Source organism: Candidatus Omnitrophota bacterium (assembly GCA_016929445.1).
GTDB lineage: Bacteria > Omnitrophota > Gorgyraeia > JAFGIU01 > JAFGIU01 > JAFGIU01.
Genome location: JAFGIU010000092.1, coordinates 1 through 24898, shown reverse-complemented (window position 1 = coordinate 24898; position 24898 = coordinate 1). Strand labels below are relative to the sequence as shown.

Sequence of the window (24898 nt, the reverse complement as noted above, 5' to 3'; positions counted from 1 at the left end):
TTGCTTCGCTGCGCTCGCAATGACGGGTCCTTTCCCTAAAAGCTCTTCTTCAGGCCCAGGCTGAGCAGGTTGTTGCCATAGTCAAAGGCCTCAAAATTCGAGTTCTTTTGCATGTAGGTGTATTCCAGGTTGACGGTGCCCCACCGGGGCAGTTCATAATCCAGCCCGCATGCGGCAATCCAGAGATGATCCGCCCTTTCCGCGGTCTCAGTGCCTTCCGTGGTCTCGGTCGGATACGCATTGTAATAATAGGTGGTCCCAAGCCTGACAGCAAGCCGGTCGTTCAAAGAATGCGTGTACTCGCCGTAAACCCGGCTGCTTGTGAAGTAGGTGTTCTGCTGGTAAATGGTGCTGTAGGTTGTCCGGTCCAAGGCAATCTCAAGAATGTCCCGGCTTGTGAAGGTCTCGGTCAAGGCGATGCTGTAAATCACACTATCGAAATCCTCCGCGTCGTTCTCAAAGTTTTGATTGCGGTAACCGATCTTCCCCTCGATCGCGCCCTTGGACAGGAATTCGCCCTCCAACCCCGCCAAGACATCAAAATATCCGGAATCGCTCTTATTCCCCGAGTCATAGGCGAGCGTGCCGTAGCGGCCGCCGAACAGCATCGCGGTCTTGGGCCAAAACTTGAAGCCCATTTCCAATTCCCCGGAATTCTCGGTTGAATCCAGGTCCTGGTAGGTCAGGGCCCTGCCGCCAAAGGCGCCGATGGCATTGTCGCTGCGGTAATCCTCAATGCGTTGGGTAAACTTCAGACCTAAGTCGAGCTTATTAAACACACAGATGAGCTCAGCATTCGCGTGATTGGAGGTGCGGGGCACCCGGGCTGTGTCTTCGCTGCCGGCGCGCTCCTCAAAATAGAGCAATTCGTTGTCTAACTCCACGCGCCAGCGGTTGAAGTTGAGTTTGGCTGAAGCGCCCAGGTTATGATTCACGGTGTTTTGGCTGCTGTGGTCCGCAAAATAGGATAAATCAGCCAGATAGGCGGCTTTGAATTCATGGTCCGGGAGTTGCGGCTCAAAAACAAGGCCCGGGGAAATCCTCGTTATAAAGTCCTCTGATTCGTCGTTTGGGGTCAGGTAAACATTGTCGTCAAAGGCTTCTTGAACGGCAATTACCGGCAAAAGCCAGCTTGTAGCCGCATAACCCGGGCCGGGAAAAAATGCCGACAACAGAAGCAGGACGACTCCGGAGACAAATCTCCAATGCCGGGCCAGATCGCGGGAGTTTGGACTCATAAGAGGTTCATTCTAGCACAACCAGGAGGGTCAATTGACTTTTCCTCAAGCCGATTGATATCCTATCTCACATGAATCCTACCCTTTATGAACTGGCGGATGCGTACATCAAGATTATTGAGCAGATCGAACGGACTTCCGGCCTTCGGTACAAAGACCGCCAACACGTTACTCGGATCGCATATCGTATTGTAAAGGACGAGTTATGACTCCTCATGAGGCCGCCAAAATATACATCGATCTTGTTCAACTTGAAGAATCATTGCCCCCCGACGAACTGCATGCCCGCCAAGAGATTTCTGCGCTTCGGTCCAAGTATCATGACCTGTTTAGCGATGAACTTCGCCGTGCAGGCATTCCCTTTGCTGATCGCTTTGACGCAACTCGAAAAGCCTACAGCTTAGCGGAAGATTCCCAATAAACACATACAACTAGGGGCAAAAAAAGCTGCCCGTTTGGTGATCTGAGTCGGTGGACGGCGGCGGGAATCCAGTTGGAATTAAATCCTTCGGCTACGCCTCAGGATGAATTCGGACAGCGGGTTGTGTTCGCTGCGCTCCGCAACCCGCGTCCTCATTCACTTGGCTCCGTCGCCGAAGAGCACGCTGGGAATCGTGCGCAGAAGTATTTTGAAGTCCAGCCACAAAGACCATGTGTCGATGTATTCCAGGTCCAGCTTGACCCACTCGCCGAAATCCTGAATCCGGTTCCGGCCGTTTGCCTGCCAAATGCAGGTGATACCCGGGCGGATACTCAAACGGCGCCGTTGCCAGCTTTCGTAATTGTCGACTTCTGAGGGCAGAGGCGGGCGCGGTCCCACCAGACTCATATCTCCGCGCAAGACATTAATTAGCTGGGGAAGTTCATCCAGACTTGTCTTGCGCAGAAAAGACCCGATGGGCGTGAGGCGCGGGTCCTTTTCCATTTTAAATACCGGGCCCTCCATCTCGTTCTGTTCCATGAGTTCTTCGAGCCGGGATTCCGCGTCCTCCACCATGGTGCGGAATTTGTACATGGTGAAACGCCTGCCGGCCAGGCCGCAGCGCGTCTGTCTGAACAGAATAGGGCCTTTTGAACAATACTTGATGCATAACGCAATTCCCAGGAACAGCGGGGAAAGAAGCGCGAGAGCCACGGTTGAAGCTCCGATATCGAAGATACGCTTCATGAAGAGATGCTCTATGCGGTCCGGGACGCTTCCGAAAGTGAGCAGCGGGAAGCCCCCAAAGTCCGTGGATTTAGCTTGGGTCAAGTGCAATTCAAAATAATCCACAGCCAGGTGCACGGTCACACCCTCCGATTCGCAGGCCAGGAGCAAGGCTTCAATGTCGGAAAGCCATGCCCGGGGCACAATGAAGGCCACCTCATCAATCACGCCGTCGTGCAGGATATCCGGGAGGTCCTCAAAGGAGCCCACCACCTGGTACTCACCCAACATCTGGCCGGTTAAAGCAGGGTCCCTGTCCACAATACCCAGCACGCGCAGTCCCCATTCCGCATGCTGTTCGATGAGGTTCAGAAACTTTTGGGCTCGTTCTCCGGACCCGACAATCAGGATTTGCTTCCAGTTGAATCCTCGTCTGCGAAGCTCCTTGAAGATTTGGGACAGGAGGATTTTTTCGAGAGCCAAAAAGACGACCCCAAAGCTGAAGATGGCCGCCGTGAAGACGCGGCTTGTGAATATACCCAGTCTGAAGATGTAAATAAAACTGGTGAAGGCGATCACTCCGATGAGGCCGGCCTTGAGAATAATGAGGAAGATCTCTCCCTTGCCGCTGACTCTTTTGGACTGGTAGGCCCCGAAAAAGTAAAGGAATCCCAGCCAGGACCCTAAGTAGACAGGCAAGAGGGGTAAATAATTGTGCAAAGGGAAAAACGGATGAATCCGGTAGCCCACAAAGTGGACCCCGAGGAATACGGCAATGAGCAGGAGCAAATCTGTGTAAACCAGAATACGCTGCATCAGGGCGGCATGTTGTTTGAACACGATCTATCCTCCGTCGAACAAAGAAGTTACAGTCCCAATACCCAGAGTATACCATATGGTAGAATGAGCCTCATGTCCGAACCCGAAATCCACATTGCCGGGGCGGGGCCTTCAGGCCTCAGCGCGGCCCTGTGTCTGGCCCGGAAGGGGCGAAAAGTCGTTGTGCATGAGGCCCAGGCGCGCGTGGGTCCGCGCTGGCAAGGGGGCTTCCAGATGCTCCAAAACTTTACGCAAACGGAGGATGTGCTCCGTCTGCTTTCCGGGTCGGGCATTGATTTGGCCTGTACGACTCAGGCTGTGCATGAGATGACGCTTTTTGGCTCCAAATCCAGGCCCGCTCCCCTGCGCTGCGCGGAACCCATCGGCTATTTGCTTCGCCGCGGTCCCGGGGAACGGATGCTCGACGGGAGCCTGCTGCGGCAGGCCCGGGAGGCCGGGGTGGATGTCCGTTTCGGAAGCCGGATCAGGGACCGGAGCGGTGTTTCGGTCTGGGCCACAGGGCCTTCGAGGGCCGATGGCCTGGGTTTTGAAACCAGTTTTTCCACAGGACTTTCCGACCGCATGCACGTATTGTTGGACCAGGGGCTCACACCCGCCGGTTACGCGTATTTATTTGTGTCCAAAGGCTGGGCCACACTCGGCATGGCGATTGTCCGCCGCTTCAAAGAGGCTGACCGTGTCTGGAAGGCTGTGATGGACCGTTTCCAGTCTATTGAGGCCTTTGAGACCGGGGAAGCCCGGCGGCGCTGCGCCGTGGCCAGTTTTTGCCTGCCCGGTTCTCTGCGTTTGGGCCGGACCCTGGTTGTGGGCGAAGCGGCGGGTTTCCAGGACTATCTGCTGGGATTCGGAATCCGTTCCGCTCTGCTGAGCGGTGTGATGGCCGCCCGCGCTCTAACGGAGAATCTTGATTACGACTGCTTGTGGCAGAAACAGCTGCGGCCTCAGATGCTTTCGAGTCTTTGGCTCAGGCACCTCTACGAAACCGGGGGGCAAACAGCGACTGAGGCTCTGATCCGCTTGGCGCGGCTTAACGGCAATCCGAGAAATTATTTGAGATGGTGGTACCAGCCCAGTTGGTGGAAGACTTTCATGATTCCGCTTATCCGTTGCCGCTGGCGGAAGCGGCTCGCGCCGTTGCCTGGAGTTTAGGATGAATCTGAAACAAGCCTATGATTATTGCGAAGAAATGACGCACCGCAGAGGAACCAACTTTTCTCTGGGTTTCAAGCATCTGCCCGCGGCCAAAAAGAGAGCGATTTACGCGGCTTATGCTTTTTGCCGCTTTGCCGACGATATCTCGGATGAGGAGAGTGTCAAGGAGCCGGAGAAGCTCCTTGCCCAATGGAAACAGGAACTGGACCTCTGTTACGAGGGGCGCCCCAGCCACCTGATTACAGAGGCCCTGAGCGATGTGCTCCGGACATATCCCGTGCCCAAGAGGGTTTTTGAGGCCATGATTCAGGGCTGCCGCCAGGACCTGGTCAAGTGCCGCTACGCCTCCTTTGAAGAAGTCCTCGATTACTGTGATATGGTGGCCACGCCTATTGCCCGGATCTGCCTGGTGGTTTTCGGGCACGCGGAAAATCTCTCAGTGCAGTATTGGGGCAGGCATTTTGCCATAGCGCTCCAATTGACGAATATTCTCCGGGATGTGGGGGATGATCTGGATCGAAACCGGATTTATCTGCCTGCCGAAGACCTGCAGTATTTTCAATGTTCCGAGGAATCCTTGATTGCAAGAGAAGTCTCACCGGAGTTTTTGGAGATGATGGACTTCCAGTGCCGCAGGGCCTGGTACTATTTCCGCGGCGCGGATCGCCTGCTCCCCTGGTTTTCCGAGGATGCGCGGATGGGGGCCCGCTTGATGCGGGATATTTATCAGCTTGTGCTCACGAAGGTTCACCGGGATCCCTCCCAGACTCTGCATACGCGTTGCCGTATTTCGGATTCGGAGCGCGAGCTTTTGGCGGAGAGGGCTTTCGGGAAGGTGGATGAATTGGCGGCGAAGGCCTAGGAAGTTATTCGGCTTTTAGGCCGAGCAGCAGTTTGCGGAGAGTTTCTTCTACCTCGCTCTTCTGCTCTTCCGCTGATTTGAGTCTCTGGTCCAGCTGGTGGATGATGTTCTCAGCCTCTAAGTAGTCGCCTTTGAGCTCGTCGTTTTCGGATAGAAGCTTTTGATAACTGGCCCGCATGCGGAACAGTTCATCCTTCTCGGCCTTGAGCCGGTCCGTCAAATCCTGCAGATCCGCCTCCAGCACATACCCGCGATTTTTGGCTTCTTCGACCGAGGTTTTGAGCCCTGCGGACTCCTGTTCAAAGGCCTTGCTCAGGAGTTTTATTTGATCTTCGAGGCGGCTCCGGTCCACCTGCAAGGCGTCGACCATTTCCTTGCTGCGCTGGTGGCGCTTGGCCACTTCCATTTCCACCTGGATATGCAGGCGGCGGTCCAGTTCTTCGCGCTGGCGTTTGGCCTCGGCCACTTCTTCCAGGAGAGCCACCTTTTCGGATGCGGCTTCTTTGAGCTTGGCCCGCAGATCGCGAACCCTCTCCTCCATCTCGGAAAATGCCTTGGGCGTGCCCCAGGTGCCTTGGGCCGCGCGCACAAGCTTTTCATTCTCCTTTTGAAGTTCCGCCACCCGGGCCACCAGATTATCCCTTTCGGCCCGCAGGGAGTCGTAGAGGGCCTTCTGCAACTGGAGATCCTTCTCTAAGTCGTCCTTTTGCCGCGCGGTCTCTACGTAAAGATCCTCGTAGTCTTCGTTGATGTCCGCGGTCCACCGGGCTCCGGGCCGCATGTCTGCGCCTGCAGGCGCGGCGCAAAGGCAGACGAGGGACACTCCGAGAAAAAGGGTCGCGGGTTTTAGAAGGCGGATTGGCTTTTTAAGAATCATTCTCACCAGTATCAGGGTTGATGAAGACCTTGAGCTTTGACTGTTCCTTCAGGTTCTTCACCCACTCATCCAGTGCTTGGTACTTCTTACGCCTTTCAATTCGCTGGAAGTACTCTTCACGCTTGGGCGGAAAATCATTGAGGTCCCCGGTCCTTTTTTCCATTAGGCGGAACACCCCCCATTTTGCGGTTCCAAAGGGCATGGGGGGCCCGACAGAGCCCTCATCCAGGGCATGAAAAGCGAATATGGTCTCCCTGGGAACGGACCACAGATCCATGATGGCCTGGAGAGTGATCATGCTGAAGTTTTTACAGAACTCCTCATCCTTTGTCTTGGCCTTCTCCCAATCCGCTTCCTTTTTATACTTCTGATAGAATTCCTCAGCCTCTTCCCTGGTATCGAAGAGCACATACTCGCCGCCCACATGGTGCCGCTGGTCGATGAATTCCTGGTGCATCTCCTCTTCGGAAACAGTCACTTGCATGCTGTTCCGGATTTCATCCTTCAGTTTGTCCACCAACAGCATATATTGCATCTGGTTTTCAAAGAGTGCGACATCGTAGCCTAGCGTCTCCTTGACCCAGGCTGCGTACTGTTCCGTGTCTTTGCGCGTAAAGGATTGGTTCTGGTCCTTGAGCACCTTGTTGATGCGCTCCTCAAACTCCTGGTCTGTAATGGGCAGTCCGCGCTGGGTGGCCTCAAAGTGCAGGATCAGATTTTCCCACACAGTTTCCTCGAGCTTTTCCGGGTCCTGGCTCTGTTCCCCGGGTCTGGGAAAGTGGTAATGGACTCTCTTGGCAAAATAATAATTACCCAGCGGGACGGGCTCGCCAAAGATCTCCCCCACAGGTTCGGAGGGATCCCTTTGCTCGGTTTGGGCGAATAGGGGCGGTGAGAACAACAAGCAGACTGTGAGGATAAAACTACTGGCTCGAACGAAGCGATCCAGAACCACTCTGTACCTCCTCCAGAGTTAATAGACGGGATTCCAGGTCGTTAAACTTGGTCTCAATGAGGGACATGCGCTTTTCGACGGCCTTCATCCGCTGGTCCATGTATTCGGCTACGGAAACCGGAGCAATGATCCCTCCGCGCTCCACAATGGGCCAGTCCTCGGGCACGTCAAAACGCAAACCCTTGGTTTCCTTCACTGTTGTCTTGGATTCGTAGTCTTCAGGCGGCCAGCCTGTACTATTTTGGGTCAGCCCCGCCCGCGCACAAATCCCCAGAACAACAATCGCCAGTATTATAACGGGCATTAACCTATTTAGGTAGCAAAACTTAGATTGGGGACTACTCATCAACGCCCTCCCCGGCTCCTGAAGGACCCAGGGCCAGACTGGTGATACGCACATACCCTTCGACCTTATCCCGCGTGTCATCGATCGGAGCGATTTCGGCTTTTTGGACCTCCAGCAAGACCTCCGAGGTCAGTACGAGGTGCAAAAACTTTATCCAGTCGGTCAGAGCGCCCTCATAACGCACCTCAATGCCGGACTGGTAATAATCATTCTCCTCAACAGGATCCAGGGGCTTGATCTCTTTGAAGGAAATATTGGATTGGGCTCCGTATTTCTCTACGGTGTCGATCAGGCGCGCCAGCTCCATTTCTCCGCTGTCCCGGTTGCGGATAAACCCCTCGTAGGCTTTCACGTCGGCCTCGATAAAAGGCCTCCGCACCAGGAGTTTTTCGTTCCGCTCCAGTTCCACTTGCAGATCTTGGACCTGGCTGCCCAAACTTTGGCTGTAGCTGCCCCAGTATCTCAGCACGACTTGGTCTGAGAACCACACAAAAACAACAAGGGCGCTGATTCCCAGTACCCAACGCTCCCGGCTGGACAACTTTGAGAGATTCATCCCCCCGCCTCCGCGTTGGAGAGTTCACATACCACCTCAAAGGCCGTCAAATCCTCCCTCTCCACTCTCTGCCGTGATACGCGTTTGGCCTCCACAGCGGAGAAGAGCGGGGATTTTTCGAGTTGGGATACGAAATCAAAAACCACGGACATTTCAGTGGAGCTGGCCTTGAAGCTTACTTCTTTGCCCTTCGTAAATGATAGTTCCTTCCAGCGCACCGCCGCGGGGGTTAGCTGCTGAAGTTCCTGAATCACCTGCAGGATTTGCCCTCGTTGCTCCAGATGGTCTTTGACGATTTCCAGCTGCGCCAGGTATGTTTCCAGCCTCTGGGCGGGCTCACTGATTTCACCGTGCTTTTGAATCAGAGCATCGGCGTATTTTTCCTCACGGCTCATGCGGGTGATTGCAAGACTGGAAAGGAGCAGCAGAAGCACCAGGATCTTGACGCCTACGGAAGTCAAGGCCCGGGACCTGGCTTCAAAGGATTGCCTGAGCTTCACGGCCGATGGAGTCAGGTCGATTTCGGACGGGGCCAAGCCCAGCCCGATGAGGCCTGCAAAGGAGCCCATACTCTCCAGCGCCGCACCGGCCGCGCTCTCTTTGTGGATGTCCACGGCCTGAAAAGTGGAGACACAATAGGCCTTGATGCCCAGCGCGCCCGCGACTTCCCCGTTAAGGCCGGGGAAATATTCGGCTTGGCCGGTCAACACCGCGTCTGCCACGACAAAGCCCAGGTCCTCTTCTTCAAAAATTTCCATGGATTGCTTGAGTTCGCGGACCAGATTCGCCTTGCCGGATTCGATATCTTGCACAAGCGAATCCAATCCTCCGGCAATGCTTCTGTGGAAGAAAGCGCGGCCCTGATTCAAGATAACCACGCAGGTTGTGTCCGTATTGATATCGACCAACAAGGTCCCGCGTTCGGGATCCTCGAAGCCGGCGGCGCCTCTGCAGCTATGATGAAACCAGTTCACCAGCCCTTCCATATCAAAGCCCACGCGGTCCACGGACCAGCGCATACGTTCCGCAATCCGTACAACGCGGTCCACGATACTTCTGTGGGCGATTACGAGAAAAACCTGTGAATAGCCCGAAGAATCCGTGGCAATGACTTGGTAGTCGACGAGGATTTCCTCTTTAGCATAAGGGGTATGCTTTTCGACCTGGAGCTCCACCATATCCTTGATTTCATGCGGATCAGTGGAAGGAAGGGTGAATACCCGGACTGTGCTGAAATGGGCGGGGCCTGCGATAAGAACCCGGTTCACACGAATCTTTTCGCTCTCGCACGTGGTCTGGAGGCGGGAGATGAGTTCATCTTCGGTCAATCCTTCGACTGACTGAGAAATCAGCTTGGAAATCCGGCAGGTCTTGCCGCGGCGCTCAACCTGGACGAGTTTGACCCACTTGCGGTCCAAATAGAACACCGTGCTTGGATGCCTGCCGCTTCGCGCTTTTGCCCCCATCTGCGTCCTCCCTTATTGACGCGCCCTAATGCTCCGACCAAAAGTAAATTTTGCCGCCCCGGTCAAACACACATTCGATTCGGGCTCTTCCCCGCTCGTCCGGGGTCCATGCTTCCACTTGCATGCGGAATGCTCTGGAGTTCACTCCGATAAATTTATCTTCCACCAACTTGCTGAGAATCTGGAGATCGTCAACCGGAATTAAGGCCTCCAAATCGGAAACAATGCTGCCGGCAGACACGAACAAGCGGTCGTCTGCGTTTCCGGGAATTCCGTCTTCTCCGACCCGGAATCCATTGAGGGTTGCCAACCCGGCTTCGGAGAAGCCCAAAGAAGTCAGCACTTCGGTGCCGGCTGTGTTGAAGTTGACGTGACCCGACCCATATACCGTAACATAGGGCAGAACCGCGCGATAGGCGGCTGCTTCGACGCCGCGGACCAGCAGGAGCTCTTCAACATTTTCCAGGGGCCCGTCTTTGCATTCGTGGGCCTGGCGGCTGTTGCGGTAAAAGCTGCCTTCGGCGCCGTAATCGCGCTCTTCTGAATCCTCGTCCCGCCAATCCAGAATGGACTGGGCAACGGTCGTTGCGTCCTGAATGCTGAGGTCTGCTGCAAAGACAAAGAGGTTTTGCAGCACATCCTCGGGAGCTGTATTGATGTTGATCTTGCGGTCCTCATCCAGCAAGCCCGGTATTTTGGGGCTGTTGGGGCCGGCAGAAGTCTCCACTTTAAAAGTACCCGTGTCCAAACGCCGTTCAAGAAACAAGCCCGGATTGTTGTACCAAGACTCGTTGGACCCATCATAAGCCAGGGTCACATCTTGTGCCAAGGCCTCCATCCCGTATTGGACCCCTGCTTTGGCAAGATAGCGGGCCTGCAAGTCTTGCTCATAGCGGTCTCCCAGAGAAAGGGCCATCTGCGCGCGTACGCCCAGGGAGCCGACAAAGATCCCCAACAGGGCAATGATCCATACGATTGCCACCAGGATGCTTCCTCTATTGGATTCCCGGCAGAGAAAATGTGACTGCACTGGTGTAGGTCCCCTCTGTTGTTCCGTCTCCGTACTGCAGCTCGATTTTTACAGCTTGAGGCAGGAGATGCGATTTCCAACGGCTGGTCCACTTCGCTTCACTCTCCTCCTTTTGCGATCCAAAATAGGAAAACTTGATATTTTGAAGGTCGTCTATCACCACCGTGTAGTCACTTTTGGCCCGGTGGCGCTTGAGTTCACTGAAAGGAGCCTGTGAGCGTCCCAAACAACCGTAGCGCCTATCCGCAAAATAACTGACTTGGCCGAGCTCCTGCAGACTTCCGCCTTCCTCATAGTCTACCTGGATGGTGGCCGGCACTTGAAATTGCGAGGAACTGCCTTCAAAGTGAATTAGATCAAAACGCCGGGCATTCACCAAGTCCTTCCGAATTTGTTCGACGCCCAGGCGCATCATATCGGTCTGGACGCCGGCTACCTGGTATCGTTCCCAAACTCTTAATCCGCCGGCTAGGACAGCCACGGCGGCCCCGCTCACCAATGCGATCAGGGACATCGCCACCAAGAGTTCAATAAGGGTAAATCCCTTTGCCTTCATCCATTTTCCTTTTGAAATACCGGCAACAGAGTTTGATATTTCTGGCGGTAACTCGCGCTTCCCCGTTTCCACACCAAATCCAGGGTGATTAGCCCCAATCTGTTTGAATCCAGAAGATGCGTTTCGCTCACGTCCAGAGTCCATTCAAAAGATCTCAGACCAAACCCTGTTCGGCCTTGTCCGGGACGGACTTCCTCTCCTTGAGCCACGAGCATCTCCACTTCAGCCATTTTGGATGCCGCAAATTGTGTGGAAAGAGTCCGGAATTCCGCCACACTCATGGCATGCGAAACGCGCATCAAGGCCTGGGTCACGGCTACGGCGCCGGTGGCCAGTATGACGACGCTGACCAAGACCTCGATCAGCGTCAGTCCCTTTTTAGCTGCCATATTTCAGCGGCCTCCGGACTTTTTCTTGATTGCCCAATTCGCGATATCATCCTCTGTATCCAGCTTTGCATCCGGTCCTAGCGAGAGGAGCACATAATCATAGGGGGGGTGCTCCCGGCTTAGCCGGTACACATATTCCTCTCCCCAGGAATCGATGGCCTCTTGTTCCAGATAGGGACCCCGCCAATTCTTGGGTATGGGCGGCGAAGACGGTTTTTCGATCAGCGCAGCGAGTCCTTGTTCCGTGGTGGGATAGCGTCCGTTATCGACTTCATACAGCTTTAATGCCAGCGAAATATTCCCACTGATGTCCGCCTCCGCCGCCGCAATCCGGGCATCCTCAGAGCGGCCTGCCAGCCTGGGCACGACCATAGCGGCAAGGGCTCCGATAATCACGATGACCAGCATGAGCTCAACCAGGGTGAATCCCATTGAAGACGCTTCCAAAGTTCGCAATCTACGGTGTCTTGTTTCCTTCATTTGCTCCTCCTAACGCAGCATGGTACTGAACTGAAACACGGGAAGCAGCACTGCCATAACGATAAAACCGACGACTGCCCCGACTCCCAATATCATGACCGGCTCCATCAATGCGGACACTAACTGAAGTTGGCGGTCCGACTCCTCATCACAGAAATTGGCGATTTCCAGCAAGGCCTCCCCCACACGGCCTCCTTCTTCACCGACTGCCACCGTGTTGATAAAGAAGGGATCCGAAACAGCGGGAACTCTCATTAAACAGGTGGCCAGTTTTTCTCCTTCGCGCAGGCCGGCAGGAAGACTCTCAAGATCCTCCCGGATGAACGAATTTTGAATCACAGGGATGGAGACTTCCGCGGCCTGGAGAATGGGGACCCCGTTTTCAAGCAGCAATCCAAAGGATCTCGAGAATCGAGCCAAATCCAGTTTTTGCACAAGACCTTTAACAATAGGGAGTTGCATCACAATGCGGTCCGCGAACCGTTTTTTCCGGCTCCCCAGGAGTTTCCAGACAAAGCTCAGCACGGAAAAGCCCAGCAACAGGATCACCCAGAACTGCCAGCCGGTCATCCAACGGCTTACAGTGACCACCATCACTGTGGGCAGGGGCAAGTCCCCTCCCATACTGCCGAACAGCTTCAACAAGCGCGGCATGACAAAGGTCATCAGGGCCACAATCGTGAGCACGCCGACAATCCCGACGAAGATCGGGTAGGCCAAAGCACTTCTTAGCTTGGCCAGCATTCTGTCCTCGGCCTCGGCCTTGGCCGACAGACGTTCCAGGACAACGTGCAATGTGCCGGCAACTTCCCCGGCGTGAGTGATTCCCACATAGAAGGGGGAGAAAACCTGGGGCCAATTTCCCATGGCGCCTGAAAGCGTTGCGCCCTGGGAAACCTCTTTGGCGACCGCCGCGATAACAGCCTTGAGCGAGGGGTTGGAAGTTTGATCACTGAGTATACCCAGGGAGCGCAGCAGCGGAATCTGAGCGCGTGTCAGGCTGGCAAACTGGCGGGTAAAGATATTGATTTGCCGCCTGGGGATGCGCTTGAGATGGGCAACATCCACCCCTTTCTCCTCGCTCTCGTGCCTTTGGATCTCCTCAACTTTGACGGGTATGTAGCCCATGTCCGTGATTTGCTGCAGTGCCGCGCTCCGGCTGTCTCTCTCGAGATCGCCTTCGATAATTTCGCCGGGTCCTTTTTTTGCAACATAATGATACAGAGGCATCGCGGGTCTATTGCTCCATCTCGGTCACCCTCAGCACTTCGTCGGGTGTGGTTAATCCTGCCTTTACTTTTTCCCAGCCGTCCTCTCTCAAGGTTTTCATCCCGAGTTCGATGGCTTTCTCCTGGATCGCATCGGCCGAGGCCCCCTTGAGGATCAGTTCGCGAATCCCGCTTGTCAAGGGCAGCATTTCATAGATGGATGTCCGTCCTGAAAAACCTGTTCCCTGACACGTCTCGCAACCCACGGCCCGGTAGATTTTGGGGGTGTCCTTCCATTCCGAAGGCGTTTCCTGTTTACAGTTTTCGCAGAGCACGCGAACCAGGCGCTGGGCGATAAAGCACTCCACAGAAGATACGATCAGGAAGGGCTCAATCCCCATATCCACAAGACGGGTAACCCCGGTGGAGGCATTGTTGGTGTGCAGGGTGGACAAAACCAGGTGGCCGGTAAGAGCAACTTGGATCGCCAACTCCGCAGTCTCCAGGTCTCGAACCTCACCGACCATCATGACGTCCGGATCGTGACGCAGAAGGCTTCTCAGCCCCTCGGCAAAACTGAACCCGATTCGGGGGTTGACTTGCACCTGCGTGATTCCGTCGATTTCGTATTCCACGGGGTCTTCCAATGTAATGATCTTTCGCTGGTCCCGGCGGATAGTCCCCAGGGCTGCATACAGGGTCGTGGTCTTACCGCTGCCTGTCGGGCCGGTGACAAAGATGAGCCCGTGGGGTTTGCAAAGCATGCTTTCCAGAGCCCGCTGGTCCGCGCGCGCAAATCCCAGTCCCTTCACATCAAGCAGCATTTTGTTGGGGAGAATACGGATGACCACGCTCTCGCCCACGGGCGTCGGGAGAACGGAAATGCGCAGGTCGAGCTTTTCACCGCCCACTTTGACCTGAGCGCGGCCGTCTTGGGGCAGGCGCCGTTCAACCAGATTCAAATTGGAAATCACTTTGACTCTGGAAACGATGGCAGGAAAAAGTTCGCGTATGGCCTCGGGAACCTCGATATCGTGCAGCAGCCCGTCCACTCGATACCGGACACGCACTTTGCCTCTGGCCGGTTCCAAATGAATATCACTGGCGCGGCGTTGGTAGCCTTCTAGCAAGAGCTGGTTTACCAGTTTCATGACCGAGGCATCGGCGGCCAACTGCTGGATATCCTGAACGCCTTCTTGCTCCGGTGTTTTTCTCTTGGGTCCCTTCTCCGGTTCTTTGTCGGCCAGGATTTGTCCCACTGTATCTGCGCCCAGGCCATAGAACTTCTTGAGGGCCATGCCGATATCCCGGTCCGTGGTGAGGAGCAGTTTGACGACATACTTCTGTTCCAGGGCCAGGCTCAGTTCATCGGCAAGACGCGCACTCTGGGGGTTTGCTACCGCAAGGGTGAGAACGTTTCCCTCCAAATGGACAGGGACAACCTGAAAGTGCATGGCTATCTTGAGGGGAACGTGGGAAACCAGGGCCGGGTCCATCTGCAGTTCACCCAAACGCGCAAAGGGCATATCCTGCTGTTCTGCCAAAACCTTGGCCACGTCTTCTTCAGAGGCCCAGCCTTTGGCTGCCACAATGGCGCCCAAAAAAGCCTTGTCCTTCTTCTGCTCTTTTAGGGCCTCTTGCAGCTGGCCTTCGGTGATCAGCCCCTTTTCAACCAGCAATTGTCCGAGTTTTTGTGCAGCCATATGCGTGCTCACGTTCATCTAAGTGTGTCTTATCCGGGAATCGTCAGGAGAATCTTCTCAAGTTCTTCAAAGCTTCCAGTCTTACAGAAAAAGCCTGAAATCCCCAGCTCTTTGGCCTGTTCATAGAGCATGCCGTCCTGGTAGGCGGCCGAAACCATAACGACCGGCTGACCGGGAACACCTGAGCGAATCTTGCTCAGTACATCCACTCCGCTCATATCCGGGAGACTGATATCGCAGAAAACAATATCGGGTTTCAGTTCCGCAAGACTTTCCAGGCCGGCGGCGCCTGTCGGAGCTGTGCTTACCTTGAAGCCTTTGCTTTCGAGCAAGAAGACCATGGGTGCCAGAAAATCACCCTCATCATCAATCCACAAAATATGTGTGTTATTCCCCATCGCTTTCGCCTTTCTGCTCCGGACCCGCCGGTCCCTCGACCGGGAGTGTAAACGCAAAGGTGGTCCCCTTGCCTTCCTCACTCTCCACCCAAATTTTCCCTCCGTGTAATTCCACAATCTCCTTTGAAATGGTCAGCCCCAGACCCGTGCCGCTCATGTCCGTAGGCGCGCGCCCCGCGACCTGGTGGAATTTGTCAAAAACCCGTTTGAGATCAGCTTTGGGGATTCCCATGCCCGTATCTGTAACGCTCAACTGCACGAGCTTTTTGGATGCGTCGTGAAACTTTGCGCTTACGGTGATACTCCCGTCCTTTGGTGTAAACTTGATGGCATTGCCCATCAGGTTGAAAAACACCTGTGTTGTGCGGTCCGGGTCCAGGAGGATCCTGGGAATCTGGGAATCAACGTCTCTCTTCAGTTTAATGTCCTTGGCTTCCGCCCAGGCGTTCAGTGTTTCAATCACTCCGTCGATCACGGTGTCGATCTTCGTGGGCTTAGGCTCCAGCTTCATCTTCTTTGCCTCGAGCTTGCCCAAGTCCAGGATATCGTTGATTAAAATATTAAGGCGTTCCAGGTTGCGCCTGGCAATACCCAGGAAATTTTCCTGAGTATCGTTCAGGGGTCCTGCCACCTTATTGAGAACGACATTCAGGGAGTGTTGGATCGCGACAATGGGAGTCCTCAGCTCATGCGTGATCTTGTTCATGAACTCGTTCTTCATGCGGTCCAGTTCGCGCTGCTTGGTCACGTCACTGAGCACAGAAACCATGCCCACCGTGTTCCCGTCTTCATCTTCAATCACGGCAGTACTGGATCGCAGTACTTTGCGGGTGTTGTCCTCGCCGCTGACCTCAATATCTTTGCCGGTGCCGTCCTTTGATTGCTTGACAAGAGAAATCAGTCCTTCGTCGCCGATCCCTTCCTGAAGTCCTTTGCCGAGTTTCCCCTTTTTATCGGCCTCCAGCATTTTCTCCGCAGCAGGATTCATCATCATCACTTCGCCGTTTGCGTTGACGACAACCAATCCCTCAGCCACACTGCGGAGCACTGCCTCGGTCTGCTTCTTTTCGACGGCGACAGTTTCGTACTGCTTGCGGACCACTTTTTCCTGGCGGTCTTTATCTTCGAGGATGCGCTCATATTTTTGGGAGAGCTCAATTTTGGCGGAAGTGACCTCCTCTTCGATCTTGTCTTTGACGAGCTTTGAAATGCCCTGGGCGGTCTTGCGCCGCATCTTATCCGGTCCGGCCATATTGCCCAATTCCTTGAGCACAGCACCGGCCACGTGATCCCCCTCCAAATCACCCAAATTCAGAGGATCCCTTCCGCCCCGCCCCATATTCAACCGGGCATTGCTGCTGCGCCGCGAAAAGCTGTAGAGCAAAATGCCGGTGGCTTGTGCCAGGATCACGGTGATGAGAATAGCGGTTACCCGGCTGCGGGCTCCGTCCGGATCATTTTGCTTTGCGGCAATAACGGGCGGGGCAAAGACAACCCCGACCATCAAAGCAATCCACAATAGTTTGAGAATCTTGCGTTGCGACATGGGCTTTCCTATTCGGGACGCGCTCCTATCATGTAGAAGTCGTTTTCTTCCCGGTTGTCGTAATCCCCGTTAATGATGCGTTCGGAGCCCTCGACTCCCTCTTGGATTGTCACATAAGCTCCAGGACGGCCTGTGTAGGCCTCTGCAACGAAAAACGGCTGCGTTAAATAGTTCTGTAACATTCGCGCGCGCTGATAGAGCGTGCGGTCCGACTGCGAGAGTTCGTCAATCCCGATGACCGACACAATGCGCTGAAGTTCCTCGTATTTCTGAAAGATGCGGATAATTTCCTGCGCGATTTCGTAGTGGTGCGACCCCACAATGTCCGGGTCCAGATTGGAGGAGGAGGACTGCAGCGGATCGATTGCCGGGTAAAGACCTAACTGAATGCGTTCGCGCGAGAGAACCATTAAGGACTCCAAAAAGCTGTAGAGCGCGACAACCGCGGGGTCGGTCAGGTCGTCGGCGGGAACGTAAACGGCTTCCAAGGATGTAATGGAGCCGCCGCCGTCCTTGCTGGTACGAATCCGCTCGTGAAATTCACTGGCCTCGGCGATCATGGTGGGCTGGTAGCCGGTTTCGGAAGGAACGCGGCCCAATAGCGTCGAGATTTCCGCCCCTGCCTGGATAAATCGGAAAATATTGTCCACAAAGAGAAGCACATCCTTGTTTTCGCGCTGGATGGACTCCGCGAGGGTGACCCCGGTCATTGCCACGCCGAAGCGGGCGCCCGGGGGTTCGTTCATCTGGCCGTAAACCATCTGAACCTTGGAGAGCAGTTCGTGCTCCTTCATGTCCAGGTAAAGCTCATTTCCCTCGCGAATTCGCTCCCCCACCCCGGCAAATACGCAGGCGCCGCGATGGCGCTTGACTACGTGGTGGATGAGTTCGAGTGTCAAAACACTTTTGCCCAGGGCGGCGCCTCCGAGGATTCCGTTTTTGGAACCCTTGACGAGCGGGAAAAGGATATCAATGATCTTGATTCCGGTTTCCAGGACCTCAGTGCGGGCTTCGTCCACTTGCTTTTGGGTGACGTTCGTTCCCGGGAGGGCGCGCCGTATTGGCCGTGTTTGCTGCGCATCAATGGGCCCCTGCCGGTCATAGGGTTGCCCGACCACGTTAATAACCCGGCCGTACATACATTCCCCTATGGGAACGTCTATGGTCTTTCCCATAGCACGGGCCTCGGAATTTCTCTGCACATCGAGAGTGGAGTTCATGCAGATACAGCGCGCCCTGTGGCCGGGCAAATGCTCCGCAACCTCGAGAATGACCAGCCGGCCCTCCGGGGTGTTGAATTCAATCACATCGTAAACACTGGGCAGTTCCTCACCCGACCGGAATTTCACGTCCACAACCGGGCCCTGGACCGCGACCACCTTGCCGATGGAACCTGCTCGCTGTGCTCTGCTGCTGTTTGGGGAGCTCATGATTTTTCTCCAAATACCACGCGTGCGCCGAAAAGTTCTCTCATATTCTGATCAATAATTTCGTGCTTCTTACGGAAATACTCCAGACGCAGTTTGCCTGCCCTGCGCTCCAGCTCCTGCTCACTGCCCTCCAAGTGCGCGGCCCGGGCACCGAGCTCAGCCAAGCGGGACAAACCCATGGCTTCATAGAGCCGTTGTCCCAACCACAGGTAGACTAAATATTCCACCATTGACCCCAGGCTGGATTCGATCAGGCAATGACCGAACTCCCGGTGGGCCGTTTCTTTGCCTCCGCTTGCCCATGCCGTGCAGGGCAACACAGGCAAAATACTGATACGCTGCTGGGTAAAGGAAATCGCCCTGGAATAAACCACTTTCAAAGAGCCGATTTGCTTGCGCAATGCGAGATCCATGGCGTAATCGCGCACCTGCAGCGCTTGCCCCAGACGTTTGTCATCGTCCACACCCGGGAATCCAATCACAGAGAATCCGCGTTCAGCCGCGTAACGCTGTCCGCGTTCGCCGACCACAATCAAGGTCCCGTTTCCGTCCCCCATTTGGTCGAGCGCAGTTAGGATCACCTGAAGATTCATGCCCCCGAGCAATCCCTGGTCGGATGTGATGGCAATGACACCGGCCGGGGCGCCTTCCACCACAAACGGATGTTTAATCAATTTGGGATCCATCAGGTCAAAGAAACTCTCTATGGCGGTTGAAAAAGCGTCGTACTGCCGGTACTGCTCTTCCAAGGCCAGGAACTGGGCCGTGGCAATGCCCTTCATCACGCCCAGAATGGACTTGAGGTCTGAATTGAAATCCATTTCTTTCTTGACCTGGGTTACGGACGGCATAGCGGCTTATTTCTCCTTTGGACTCCAACCGGGTACATAACGCTTGGCGCCTTCGACGATCTTCTCCTTCATCTGGTCGGTGAGCTTTTGTGAATCCCGCATCTCCTGCAACATTTGCGGGTACCATTCGCGCATACGCAGCGGAAAATCGTCTTTAAAGCGCTTTTTTTCTTCGTCGGAAAGCTCATCCATCACCCCCTGATTCCAGGCATGAAGCAAAACCACTTGCTCCTCAATGGGCACGGGGGAAGCCTTACCCTGGACAAAAATCTCAGAGAGGGCGGAACCGCGCTTGATGCGCGCCGCTGCATCCGCGGACAGGCTCGACCGCAACTGAGTGCTCTTCAGGAGGTCCTGATACAGGAGGTGTTCCAAACGGATCCGGCCGGAAACCTCTTTCATGGACTTCCATTGCCCCTTGGAACCGATACGGGAGACTGAAAGGCCCAGATCGATGGCCGGCTTCTGGCCCTTGTTGAAGAGCGGGGTGCTCATGTAAATTTGCCCGTCTGTCATGGAAATGAGATTGGTGGGGATAAACCCCGTGACATCTCCCTGCAAAATGTCGCAAATAGGCAGGAAGGTCATGCTGCCGCCGCCGAATTCCGGCGCCAAGCAGGCAGCTCTTTCGACGAGCTGTGAATGGATATAAAAGATGTCTCCGGGATAGGCCTCACGGCCCGGGGCGCGTTCCATGAGGAGGGAAAGTTGGCGGTAGACCCAGGCGTGTTTGGTCAGATCATCCAGCACCATCAAGACATGCTTGCCCCGGCGCATGAAGTACTCACCCAAGGCTGCTCCTGTATAGGGAGCCAAGTACTGCTCTCCGGCGGAAGTGGAAGCAATCCCGCTGACCACAATGCTGTATTCCATGGCCTCATTTTCGTGCAGGAGCTGAAGGACTTTGACCAGTGTGGAGTAAGGCTTGCCGATGACGCAATAAATACAAATGGTTTCGCGGCCCTTCTGGTTCAGGACCGCGTCCAAGGCGATGGTGCTCTTGCCTGTCATTTTGTCGCCGATCAGGAGCTGCCTCTGCCCGCGTGCCACGGCCATGGCCGCGTCCACCATGCGCGTTCCCATTTCCATGGTTTCGTGCACGGGCACGCGTTCCATGATTTCCGGAGCATCTCCGAAAACCGGGAGGTCCCCTTTGGATTCGACCGGCCCCTTGCCGTCAGCCGGTTCCCCGAGCGCATTGACCACACGGCCCAGGAAATTGTCTCCAACCGGCACCCGGAAGGAGCCTCCCTTGTTGTAGACCTCGTCACCGGCCCTCAACTCTCCCTTGACGCCGAAGGCCAGGATCTGGACATCCTCTTCGGTAAAGCCCATGACCATCCCTTGGGTGCCGTTACAGAACTCCACCAATTGTCCGTTGAGACAGGACGGCAAACCCACCGCGCGCACAATGCAGTCGCGCACGGATTTGACATGCCCCACCTCCCGCACATCAAAGGACGGTTCTATGACTTGGAATCTATTCTGTGACACGTTTTGCATGGCTCGCTGTCTCTCTGAGGCGATGGGACAAGGTTCCGTCCATGACAAGACTCCCGATTTGAAGGCAAAATCCGGCCACTGCGCTGGAATCCACCTCTTGTTTGATCTGTACATCCGGGCCCATCTTCTCCTTCAACTTCGCTTCCAGCGCCTTGAGTTCTTTGTCTTCTAAAGCAAAGGCAGTCCGGACAAGCACTTTATTCACGCCTTCCTCCAACCGCATCTCATCCAGCCGGGAAAACCCGTTCTTGAGCAGCTCTGCGGTCCAGGAACGGTGGGCCGGCAAGCGGAGCTCCTCGGGCAGGGCAGCCTCCACCAAATCGCAGGCGCGCTCCAGGGCGCGGTTCTCAGCCTCATTGTCCAGCTCCTGTTTTAGGGACTCGGCTGTGGCCAAGGCCTTTGTCATAATGACCTCAGCCTCGTCTTGGGTTTGCTGCAGAAGTTTTTCCGCAGTCTGCCGTGCATCGTCCTCTGCCCTTTCCTTCAGCTCTGCGGCCTCTGCACTGGCTCTCTTAATGCTCTCGTCATAATTTCTTTCCGCCTCTTCAATCCGGGCAACGAGTTCTTCTTCTTTGCGCTGATAGTCCTGGCTGAGGTTGGTGAGGTGTTCTGTGGCGCTGCTCACGTTGCGCCGGAGAATGCTGCGCAGTACGACGACAAGGCCTCCGAAAAGCAGCGCCTGAAGGATGAGGAGTAAGACCAGTGGCATTTCGACCTCCTAAGCCGCAAATAACTGCCAGATCACCAGCAGTGCAATAATCCCCAGGGCCTCGGCAAAGACCAGGGTGATGGTCATTGCAGTGAGAATCTTGGGGGCTGCGGACGGGTTTCGACCCAGGGCATTGATGCTGGCAAAGGCCGCAGCGGCCATGACCATGGTCGGGGCCAAGAGCGTGAGTGCAAATGCCAGAATCAGCGCGATATTGCGTCCCATCCGATCGCCTTTCGACAAAAAAACCCTACCAAACGGTAGGGTTACGCAGTCAATCCGCGAGTCCACTTCGATAGCCCCGCTGCCCGCCAAGCCGGTCGCGACCTATGTTGCGCTTGGGGAGGGCCGGTGACTTTGCGCCCCCCGGTTTCCCGAGGTTTGCCCGTTCGGTGGCCTGCTCACAACCTATTATTATTACTACACTTCACTATATCACACAGCGGTTCAAAATTCAAGGGAGCAGAGCAGGATGGAATAAAGAGAAAGACCTCATTATAAAGTACTTTACAATTACGGTCTTTTGTAAGTGGCTGGATTTAAATGTGTTATAATTTTCGCTCAAAATCCGTCTCCACGACCAAGGTGACCTCGTCGTTGAGCACCTTGGCTATGCCGCGCCGGATCGCAAAGGGCTGTTCGTCCACTACGAGGGTACCTGAGAGGAGGCGGGAGAGAAGGGGGCGGTGGAAGCGGGCAATCTCAAAGACCCCGGATTCCCCCGGACAGATGACCCGGGTGGCCTGGCCCTGGAAAAGCGTTCGCTGGAGATCCACCACAGTTACTTTCAGCATGAGGACTACGGCCCTCCTTCAGGCCCGCCCTTGTCTTCCCCCGGGAAATCGAACTGCTTCATGCTGGTCACGTCCCCTGCGGCCCGCGCCCGGCGGTGCCAGGTCAGGAAGAACTGGCCTCCCAGAAGGGCAATAAAGATCATGATGAGGAAGATGACCATCCAGGTGGTGGTTGTGGACGGGGCATCGGACTTGAGTTCCGATTCTTCAAGCATTTCCGGAACGGGCGGACCGCCGGTAAAGGAAATCAGCTTCTCCATGCGGGCCAGGTCCTCTTCGATGGCTTCGAGCACCAAATTGGCGCGCCGGAAATTCCCGATGCGCTGCTTTCGGGTCAGGGTTTCGTCTGCCTGGTCTGTGACGATCTTATCCAGCCGCTCAAAGATACTCTCAGCAATTTCCTTCCCGGTCTCGTAATACTCGGTTTCCTCCAGACGGCTGAGGATCAGTTCCGTGTAGTTGCGGAGCTTCAGGATCTCCCCGTCCGCCACATACCAAACATCCTCTACGATGACTTCAAAGACGCGGGTCTCCTTGGGTTTGAGTTCGACACCTTGGCTGTATACGTAGTACATGTTCTGCTCGTCGTCGTACTCGAGCGAGAGACCGCCGTCGTCGATAATATGCTCTGGGCCGACTTCTGTGGGAAGGTAAATCTTAACAGGAGTGACTTGCGGTTTGGTAGCGGACGGATTAACCGCGACCACCTTCATGCTTACAGGTTCTCTCGCCTCCCCCGCTTCCTGCGCCTGTGCGGTGACATTCCAGCCGCCCAGAAGCAGAGCACCGGCGAGAACCCACGCCAGGTGTCTCATCCCCAACCTCCTAAGATGGTGTGTGTGTCCCGACCCGCCACGCTTTGTGGCGGGGAAGGGATCTTTGTCACGCTTATTCAAAGAGGACATGCACGACGGGGTCATCCACGCCGCCCAGCTTGTTCTCCATTATAAGCTGCATGACCTCACTTGCACCCTGAATCTTTTCAGACTTGCGGCGGATATCCGTGATGGACTCCGAGTTTTCGATGGCCGTTCCGATAATTGAACTGAAGTCAAAACCTTCCTCGCCGGCCAAGGCATTCAGCTTATCGGAGATCTCGGTGATCTGGTTGGAGAGGCGTTCGCCCGAACCGCCCTCCTCAGCCGCCTTCTTGGGCAGCTGGGCCACGGTGCTCTTCAATGCTTCAAGCGCTCCGCCGATATCTCCGCCTCTACCCAGCATGAATTCCACCGAGCGGATGGCACTCAGGGCATCCTGGGCCACTTCCTTGGCACCGAGCCCGGAGGAAATCAATCCCTGCAAGGACGTGAGGGAGGTGGATTCCACGATAAAGACATCCGTTTCCGTGGTGCCGGTTAAAGTTTCAACCACTGTCATCGTAGCCGGCTTACCGGGTTTGAAGTCTTCCTGGCGAATCTCCTCTATCGTGAATTCATAGAGCTCTGTGGAACCCGCCACGAGTTGCATGATTTGATCGTCCACAACCGCTTGGTCTTCGAAGTCCTTGATCGTAATCTTCGGCTGCCATCCGAGCTGGCCGCGGAATCGAATCTGCATCTTGTCTCCGATGAGAACTGAATTCGGAGCCAGGATACGGCCAGGCGCGACATCACAGAAGACTGCCCCGGACTCCAGACTTCCGGTTTCGGGTTCATTGACGATGACGGTGAATGCTTGTCCTGGCGCAAACTCGGTAGTCAGGATTCTCTCGATTGTAAACGAGTACAGTCCTGGTTTGCCTTCTACCGGGCTCATGATTTCTTCCTCGTAGATGCTATTGCCGTCTTCGTCCAGAATATCCATTACCGGCTGCAAGTCTGGAAGGTTTCGGTACTGGAATGTTGCGGGACTGCCGGTGATCACACTTTGAGGCAGCAGAAGTTGGGCAGCCTGCCGGATGGCGATTTCCTCAAGCGTGTGAGCTGCTTCCTGGGCGTTGTCGGCTGCCAGTTCCAATTCGGCCGCAGAGGCTGTGTTTCGATCCGCCGCCTCTTCCAAGCTCGTAATAGATACCTGGACATCCTGTTGGAACTGATCCAGAGTGTCTTCGATCGCTTGCTGGCCCTCCTCCAGTTTGACTTTGACTTCATCGACAATGTCGTCCCTGGCTTCGGACAAGCTGATATCCAGTTTCGAGTTCACCGTATCCGCCACTTGCTGGAGAGAGGCCGCTTCCGTGATGCTGAAGGTGGTCGGCGTATTGAAGATACCGCCGCTGGCCAGTTCAGTCGTAGACACCAACTGATAGGTCTTGCCCGAGACCAGACCCGTCGGCGTGCCCCAGGTATGTTTAAAGAAGCCCAGGCCATCCGGCACGAGGTCCGTGTCATTCATGAGCACAAGGCCGCCGTCATAGATATTGATTTCGTTACTGACCGGCCCCGGAACTGCGGAACCGTCGCGAGTCAGGATGGATTCAACGGTCAGCGTGTCGGACGAGGCATCATAGGCAACCGTGATTTCGTCCTTCCAAATATGGACGACGTTGGTTTCCATGAACTCCTGGACGGTCTTGTCCGAATCCGCCACATAATTCACGGCGCGGTCTCCGTACTCCACGCGGCTCCAAGTCGCCTGCCATGCGCCATACGGAGTATCATGGGTGATCGGCGAAAGAATGCCGCCCTGAATCCAGCCGCTGGTACAAGACACGCTCATTTGATCGAGATGCTTGTTGGTCAGAAGGTCACGCATCTCCCAGGTGATGGAGTAATAGTCAATCGTGAAGTCAGCAGGGGTGGAGTCCCATACATCTGGGTCACTGGAGTCAACGACACGCACACGGGTCGTGGTGTTCCGGTCATCCGGAACGATCCAGTTGTAGAAGCCGTTGTTCACGATATCCTCGGCAAAGGTTTGAGC

Annotated in this window: 27 protein-coding genes and 1 riboswitch; of the genes, 4 read left to right on the top strand and 23 right to left on the bottom strand. The window is 55.2% G+C overall.

What is annotated here, in order from left to right; all coding sequences use genetic code 11:
* Window positions 1–35 precede the first annotated feature (35 nt).
* Window positions 36–1238, bottom strand: a complete 1203-nt coding sequence (locus JW937_07490) for an outer membrane beta-barrel protein (protein MBN1587256.1) — start codon at window positions 1236–1238, stop codon at window positions 36–38.
* Window positions 1239–1309: 71 nt separating this feature from the next.
* On the opposite strand from JW937_07490, the gene JW937_07485 reads away from it, so the two are divergent.
* Together JW937_07485 and JW937_07480 are read left to right on the top strand one after the other, a co-directional pair.
* Window positions 1310–1447, top strand: coding sequence for a hypothetical protein (locus tag JW937_07485; protein ID MBN1587255.1), 138 nt, complete (start codon window positions 1310–1312; stop codon window positions 1445–1447).
* Window positions 1444–1659: a hypothetical protein gene (locus tag JW937_07480; protein ID MBN1587254.1), complete on the top strand. Its 216-nt coding sequence runs from the start codon at window positions 1444–1446 to the stop codon at window positions 1657–1659. Before JW937_07485 ends, JW937_07480 begins: the two co-directional genes overlap by 4 nt.
* A gap of 156 nt (window positions 1660–1815) precedes the next feature.
* On the opposite strand, the gene JW937_07475 is transcribed toward JW937_07480, so the two are convergent.
* Window positions 1816–3189: a sugar transferase gene (locus JW937_07475; GenBank protein ID MBN1587253.1), complete on the bottom strand. Its 1374-nt coding sequence runs from the start codon at window positions 3187–3189 to the stop codon at window positions 1816–1818.
* Between the two features lie 108 nt (window positions 3190–3297).
* Between JW937_07475 and JW937_07470 the strand changes: the two genes are divergently transcribed.
* On the top strand, window positions 3298–4374 hold the full coding sequence (locus JW937_07470; protein MBN1587252.1) for an NAD(P)-binding protein: 1077 nt from the start codon (window positions 3298–3300) through the stop codon (window positions 4372–4374).
* A 1-nt stretch (window position 4375) separates the two neighbouring features.
* Entirely contained in the window at window positions 4376–5239 is an 864-nt protein-coding gene (locus JW937_07465) for a phytoene/squalene synthase family protein (GenBank protein MBN1587251.1), read from the top strand.
* A gap of 4 nt (window positions 5240–5243) precedes the next feature.
* Here JW937_07465 and JW937_07460 read toward each other — a convergent pair whose 3' ends face one another.
* The 21 genes from JW937_07460 to JW937_07360 all read right to left on the bottom strand — a co-directional run.
* Window positions 5244–6116, bottom strand: coding sequence for a hypothetical protein (locus JW937_07460; protein ID MBN1587250.1), 873 nt, complete (start codon window positions 6114–6116; stop codon window positions 5244–5246).
* The gene (locus JW937_07455) at window positions 6106–7071 is read right to left on the bottom strand and encodes a hypothetical protein (protein ID MBN1587249.1); all 966 of its coding nucleotides are present in this window, start codon (window positions 7069–7071) and stop codon (window positions 6106–6108) included. The genes JW937_07460 and JW937_07455 overlap by 11 nt, the downstream gene beginning before the upstream one ends.
* Entirely contained in the window at window positions 7040–7375 is a 336-nt protein-coding gene (locus JW937_07450; protein MBN1587248.1) for a hypothetical protein, read from the bottom strand. Before JW937_07450 ends, JW937_07455 begins: the two co-directional genes overlap by 32 nt.
* 34 nt (window positions 7376–7409) lie before the next feature.
* Window positions 7410–7973, bottom strand: coding sequence for a hypothetical protein (locus tag JW937_07445; protein ID MBN1587247.1), 564 nt, complete (start codon window positions 7971–7973; stop codon window positions 7410–7412).
* Entirely contained in the window at window positions 7970–9439 is a 1470-nt protein-coding gene (gene pilM / locus JW937_07440) for a pilus assembly protein PilM (protein ID MBN1587246.1), read from the bottom strand. Before pilM ends, JW937_07445 begins: the two co-directional genes overlap by 4 nt.
* A gap of 25 nt (window positions 9440–9464) precedes the next feature.
* Entirely contained in the window at window positions 9465–10421 is a 957-nt protein-coding gene (locus JW937_07435) for a general secretion pathway protein GspK (protein ID MBN1587245.1), read from the bottom strand.
* A 13-nt stretch (window positions 10422–10434) separates the two neighbouring features.
* Entirely contained in the window at window positions 10435–11025 is a 591-nt protein-coding gene (locus tag JW937_07430) for a prepilin-type N-terminal cleavage/methylation domain-containing protein (protein MBN1587244.1), read from the bottom strand.
* Entirely contained in the window at window positions 11022–11414 is a 393-nt protein-coding gene (locus JW937_07425; protein MBN1587243.1) for a prepilin-type N-terminal cleavage/methylation domain-containing protein, read from the bottom strand. The genes JW937_07430 and JW937_07425 overlap by 4 nt, the downstream gene beginning before the upstream one ends.
* 3 nt (window positions 11415–11417) lie before the next feature.
* Window positions 11418–11894 carry a type II secretion system major pseudopilin GspG gene (gspG, locus tag JW937_07420; protein MBN1587242.1) on the bottom strand — a complete coding sequence of 159 codons (477 nt, stop codon included), beginning with the start codon at window positions 11892–11894 and terminating at the stop codon, window positions 11418–11420.
* 9 nt (window positions 11895–11903) lie between these two features.
* Window positions 11904–13124, bottom strand: coding sequence for a type II secretion system F family protein (locus tag JW937_07415; GenBank protein MBN1587241.1), 1221 nt, complete (start codon window positions 13122–13124; stop codon window positions 11904–11906).
* 7 nt (window positions 13125–13131) lie between these two features.
* Window positions 13132–14823 (bottom strand): type II/IV secretion system protein, encoded by a 1692-nt coding sequence (locus JW937_07410; protein ID MBN1587240.1) that lies wholly within the window; start codon window positions 14821–14823, stop codon window positions 13132–13134.
* Between the two features lie 11 nt (window positions 14824–14834).
* On the bottom strand, window positions 14835–15203 hold the full coding sequence (locus JW937_07405) for a response regulator (GenBank protein MBN1587239.1): 369 nt from the start codon (window positions 15201–15203) through the stop codon (window positions 14835–14837).
* Window positions 15193–16749 carry a PAS domain-containing protein gene (locus JW937_07400; GenBank protein ID MBN1587238.1) on the bottom strand — a complete coding sequence of 519 codons (1557 nt, stop codon included), beginning with the start codon at window positions 16747–16749 and terminating at the stop codon, window positions 15193–15195. Before JW937_07400 ends, JW937_07405 begins: the two co-directional genes overlap by 11 nt.
* Window positions 16750–16757: 8 nt before the next feature.
* Complete coding sequence (locus JW937_07395; GenBank protein MBN1587237.1) at window positions 16758–18179, bottom strand: F0F1 ATP synthase subunit beta; 1422 nt, start codon at window positions 18177–18179, stop codon at window positions 16758–16760.
* Window positions 18176–19030 carry a F0F1 ATP synthase subunit gamma gene (locus JW937_07390; GenBank protein ID MBN1587236.1) on the bottom strand — a complete coding sequence of 285 codons (855 nt, stop codon included), beginning with the start codon at window positions 19028–19030 and terminating at the stop codon, window positions 18176–18178. Before JW937_07390 ends, JW937_07395 begins: the two co-directional genes overlap by 4 nt.
* A 6-nt stretch (window positions 19031–19036) precedes the next feature.
* The gene (locus tag JW937_07385; GenBank protein MBN1587235.1) at window positions 19037–20533 is read right to left on the bottom strand and encodes a F0F1 ATP synthase subunit alpha; all 1497 of its coding nucleotides are present in this window, start codon (window positions 20531–20533) and stop codon (window positions 19037–19039) included.
* On the bottom strand, window positions 20511–21242 hold the full coding sequence (locus JW937_07380) for a F0F1 ATP synthase subunit delta (GenBank protein MBN1587234.1): 732 nt from the start codon (window positions 21240–21242) through the stop codon (window positions 20511–20513). The genes JW937_07385 and JW937_07380 overlap by 23 nt, the downstream gene beginning before the upstream one ends.
* Window positions 21243–21251: 9 nt before the next feature.
* Window positions 21252–21467, bottom strand: a complete 216-nt coding sequence (locus tag JW937_07375; GenBank protein MBN1587233.1) for a hypothetical protein — start codon at window positions 21465–21467, stop codon at window positions 21252–21254.
* Between the two features lie 66 nt (window positions 21468–21533).
* Window positions 21534–21638: riboswitch (cyclic di-GMP riboswitch) on the bottom strand.
* A 152-nt stretch (window positions 21639–21790) separates the two neighbouring features.
* On the bottom strand, window positions 21791–22036 hold the full coding sequence (locus tag JW937_07370; protein ID MBN1587232.1) for a hypothetical protein: 246 nt from the start codon (window positions 22034–22036) through the stop codon (window positions 21791–21793).
* Window positions 22037–22041: 5 nt separating this feature from the next.
* Complete coding sequence (locus tag JW937_07365) at window positions 22042–22851, bottom strand: hypothetical protein (protein ID MBN1587231.1); 810 nt, start codon at window positions 22849–22851, stop codon at window positions 22042–22044.
* A 73-nt stretch (window positions 22852–22924) separates the two neighbouring features.
* Window positions 22925–24898 (bottom strand): hypothetical protein (locus tag JW937_07360; protein ID MBN1587230.1); only part of this gene is annotated, 1974 nt, incomplete at its 5' end.